Source organism: Pseudarthrobacter sp. 05T312, assembly GCF_056396685.1.
The window spans coordinates 1-3,515 of record NZ_JBFTLY010000031.1 but is presented as its reverse complement, the minus strand read 5'-3'; the positions used below and the strand labels follow the sequence as shown (position 1 = coordinate 3,515).

The window sequence follows — 3,515 nt, the reverse complement described above, 5'->3', positions numbered from 1 at the left end:
CCACAGGGGCGGCACGATTCGGCACAATCAACCAATTACATACATAATCGGTATCAACAAACTTGGCACACTATTGAGTTCTCAAACAACAGACACACCCGGCACCACCCAAACCAACGTTCAGGATCGCTCCGGAGCAACTTTTCAAACTTACCCGATCCCCCACCCCGAAGCAAATCCATCTTTCAGGACCCACATCGAAGAGAAGACCGCCCCAACCGATTTCCAGCGCCCTAAAGAGCAACCAGAATCTGGCCTTGAAGTGGGGGTTTTGGCCACCCGGTGAACAGTTCTTCACTGTCTCCCCCGCGGCGACTTAGAAAACAATACACGCCCACCGCGCCCACCGCAAACCGGCCCAAGCCCCACCCCAACAACCCCAAAACCCCGGAAAACCGCGGTTTCCAGGGTCTAAGCAGAGGGTTTTCCAGTTTCGTAGGCGATTCCAGACTTCTATGGAGTGGCTCACATCTTTTGCAGGTGGTCGGCAGCCACCTGCAGAGGGAGCGAGTGTTCCACCGCCGTCGCCGCAAACCGGCATGGCTCCATAAGGCCGGGCAGCTCGCTCGGCTGTGCCCATAACCTTCATGGCATGGTCATGACAGGTGGAGGCGGGCCCTCCGGTCCGCGCTTTGGTCTGATGGTTGCCGCTTCCAGGGACTTGGTGGCCGGTGTCCGAGTCGCCCCGGTGGGACCTGGAGGAATCAGACCGGGGTGCCAGTCCCGGCGGACTCCACCAGCTCCCCCCGCGTCGAAGCCGGCTGGTACGCAACGTGCGGGGCCGGCGCGGTTGGTCCACCAGAAGGCCAGACCACCTTGGACTGCTTGTCCGTTACTCCGTGCCCGTGTAGACGGAAACGTGCTCGGTCAAAGGATTGGTCAGCTCAGGGTGACCGGCGGGGCCGGCACGGCCGGGGCAGATGACCGTGCGGCCGCCGCTGCTCAGCGCCACGCACTTTGAGGTGCCTTTTGTAAGCCTCCTTCAACCCACTCACAATCGGGTTACGAACCAATCGTGAGGTGATGAACGTGGAACAGAACAGCACAGCCGAACAGACCCCCGTCGTCGTCGAGGTCTGGGCCGACCTCGGGTGCCCCTGGTGCTATGTCGGCAAGCACCGACTACAGCGCGCGATTGAGGTCCGGCCGGACTCGGGCCGATTCCAGGTGAAGATTCGTTCCTTCGAGCTGAACCCCGACTCCCCGAAGGAGCCCGAGCCCATCGCAGATGTCTTCATGCGCAAGCACGGCGGAGACCCCTCAGTCGTCCTGCAAGCGGAGAAACGGATCCAGGCGATCGCCCACCGGGATGGCCTGCAGTTCAATCTCGATCGGATGAACGCCAACACGTTCGACTTGCATCGTGTGATGCACTTCGCCGAGCAGTCTGGCAGGGGCCTGGAGTTCTTCTCCCAGATCCAGGACCGGTTCTTCTCCGGTGAGATCGACCCATACGACGCTGATGTCATGGTCGAGGTAGCGCAGTCCCTCGGCCTCGACGGGGAACGCGTACGTGACGTCCTCGCGAGCCAGGAGTTCGCCGCCGATGTCCGGGCCGATGGTTCCGAGGGTGCGGCGCTGGGCGCGCAGGGGGTGCCGTTTACGGTCTTCGGCCGCCGGCTCGCGGCATCAGGCGCTCAGTCTGTGACCGCCTACGGCCAGGCCCTTGACCAGTTGGTCGAAGCCCTCGCATCCGAGGAGGTGCCGGCATGAGCGCGGATGCACCAGTCCCCGCACTGAAGGTCCTCGACGCCGGGCCGGTCGAATTCTGCGAGCGGGACAGCGATCACTGCGAGGTCTCCGGCCTCCACCCCGAGGCACCCGAATGCGTCTATGAGACGTATCCCCGGTAAAGCGGGGAGGGCTAGTCCCTGGCCGACTTCTCCCTTCCGACACCGGTCAGCTCGTGCTCGCGGCGACTGGCGGCGACGTCCCCGTGATGGTCGGCCGCCCAGCCCGCGAGGGTCATCACGGCCTCCAGCAGTGACCGGCCCAGCGGAGTCAGGTTGTACTCGACGCGCGGCGGCACCTCGGCGTACGCCGTTCGGGTGAGCAGCCCGTCGCGCTCAAGCGCCTTCAACGTCACCGTTAGCATCCGCTGCGAGATGCCCGGGATGCTCGCTTGCAAGTCGGAGTAGCGCAGCGGCTCCGACCCCAGCGTGCTGATGACCAGGATCGTCCACTTGTCGCCGATCCGGTCCAGCACCTCGCGGATGAACGCGCTATTCTCCGGCCACGCCCGGCACGGCCCGCTGATCGTCCTCGCAATTGCCATCTCGTCCACCCTCAGCATCCATGAATCCCGGCATGCAGTCCGCCTGGTCTGCTGCCACACCACCAGTATGTAATAAGTCGAAAGGGACAAAATGCCTACCATCGCCATCGTCGGAGCCGGATCCGGACTCGGGCTGTCCATCGCCAAGACCTTCGGCGGCCACGGCTTCTCCGTCGCCCTCGTCTCCCGGACGCAGGCTAGGCTCGACGCCCTCGCCGCCGAACTGACCGGCGCCGGGATCGAGGCCGCCGGCTTCGCCGCCGACGTCATGGACCCTGCATCCGTCGCCGCAGCTTTCGACCGCATCAAGGAGCGCTTCGGTAGGGTCGACGTCCTCGAGTACTCGCCCGCCCCGCACCACCCCGTCCCCGGGCTGCGGAACGCGACGCCGCTGGAGGCCGACCATGCCAGTATTCAGCCGCAGATCGACTACTACCTTTACGGCGGCCTCGCCGCGACAAAGCAGGTTCTACCCGGCATGATCGAGCGCGGCTCGGGGACCATCATTTACACCACCGGCGGATCGTCCATGGATCCGCTGGCCGGGTCCGCCGAGTTCGCGGCCACCGCCATCGGGTCGGGCGCCCTGCGAACCTACGCCCTCAAGCTGCACCAGGCCACCGCCGGAACCGGCGTCTACGTCGCCCACGTGCCGATCTTCGCCTGGATCGGCACCGGCGGCCCAGAGACCCAGGCCGAAACGATCGCCGAGCACTACTGGAACCTCTACAACACCCGCGACGGCGCCGAGCATCCTTACGCCGCTCAGTAACCCAGCGATCTACAAGAGGGTTAGGGTCGCCGCACAGAGATCCACACCTGCTGGACCTCTTCTCCGACCCTGGCCTGACACGGGTTGCCCCCTCTCGACGAACTCGGGCCCGCCACGTTGTGCGGCGCGCCGGCAATCAATGGACGACTCGAGCACCTGCCCGTAGCGCATTCGGGTTCTGCAGCCTGGCCAGCTACATCGCCAGAAGCCGGACGTGAAGGAGGCGGTGGGGCGTCCAGGGAAAGCCGGAAGCATGCGATTCCGGGCGGGTATAGGACGGCGGGGCCGGCACATCCCAGCCACCGCCCGCCATTATGCGAGCCAGAAGGCCCGCAGTGCGGTGTTTTGTTTGTTAAATGTGGGAGGCCCCAACCGTGTGGTTGGGGCCTCGACCATGTAATGATGTTCCGGCGGTGACCTACTCTCCCACACCCTCCCGGGTGCAGTACCATCGGCGCTGTGGGTCTT

Annotated in this window: 5 protein-coding genes; 4 read left to right on the top strand and 1 reads right to left on the bottom strand. The window is 64.6% G+C overall.

Going from position 1 to position 3,515, the window contains the following annotated elements; all coding sequences use genetic code 11:
• From AC1DIP_RS22085 to AC1DIP_RS22075, 3 genes are all read left to right on the top strand, one after another.
• Positions 1-286, top strand: a 286-nt coding sequence (locus tag AC1DIP_RS22085) for a hypothetical protein (protein ID WP_477735100.1), incomplete at its 5' end; no start/stop codon positions are given.
• Positions 287-1,029: 743 nt separating this feature from the next.
• A complete protein-coding gene (locus AC1DIP_RS22080) occupies positions 1,030-1,713 on the top strand; it encodes a DsbA family protein (RefSeq protein WP_476207860.1) in 684 nt (227 codons plus the stop codon).
• Entirely contained in the window at positions 1,710-1,853 is a 144-nt protein-coding gene (locus tag AC1DIP_RS22075) for a hypothetical protein (protein WP_476207862.1), read from the top strand. Before AC1DIP_RS22080 ends, AC1DIP_RS22075 begins: the two co-directional genes overlap by 4 nt.
• A gap of 11 nt (positions 1,854-1,864) precedes the next feature.
• On the opposite strand, the gene AC1DIP_RS22070 is transcribed toward AC1DIP_RS22075, so the two are convergent.
• Positions 1,865-2,275 carry a winged helix-turn-helix transcriptional regulator gene (locus tag AC1DIP_RS22070; RefSeq protein ID WP_477735101.1) on the bottom strand — a complete coding sequence of 137 codons (411 nt, stop codon included), beginning with the start codon at positions 2,273-2,275 and terminating at the stop codon, positions 1,865-1,867.
• Positions 2,276-2,366: 91 nt separating this feature from the next.
• On the opposite strand from AC1DIP_RS22070, the gene AC1DIP_RS22065 reads away from it, so the two are divergent.
• On the top strand, positions 2,367-3,047 hold the full coding sequence (locus AC1DIP_RS22065) for an SDR family NAD(P)-dependent oxidoreductase (protein ID WP_476207866.1): 681 nt from the start codon (positions 2,367-2,369) through the stop codon (positions 3,045-3,047).
• The last annotated feature ends 468 nt before the right edge of the window (positions 3,048-3,515 follow it).

What these genes read in the sequence shown, in the direction of transcription:
- AC1DIP_RS22075 (WP_476207862.1), top strand. Translation starts at nt 1,710, where the DNA reads ATGAGCGCGGATGCACCAGTCCCCGCACTGAAGGTCCTCGACGCCGGG.
- AC1DIP_RS22070 (WP_477735101.1), bottom strand. Translation starts at nt 2,275, where the DNA reads ATGGCAATTGCGAGGACGATCAGCGGGCCGTGCCGGGCGTGGCCGGAG.
- AC1DIP_RS22065 (WP_476207866.1), top strand. Translation starts at nt 2,367, where the DNA reads ATGCCTACCATCGCCATCGTCGGAGCCGGATCCGGACTCGGGCTGTCC.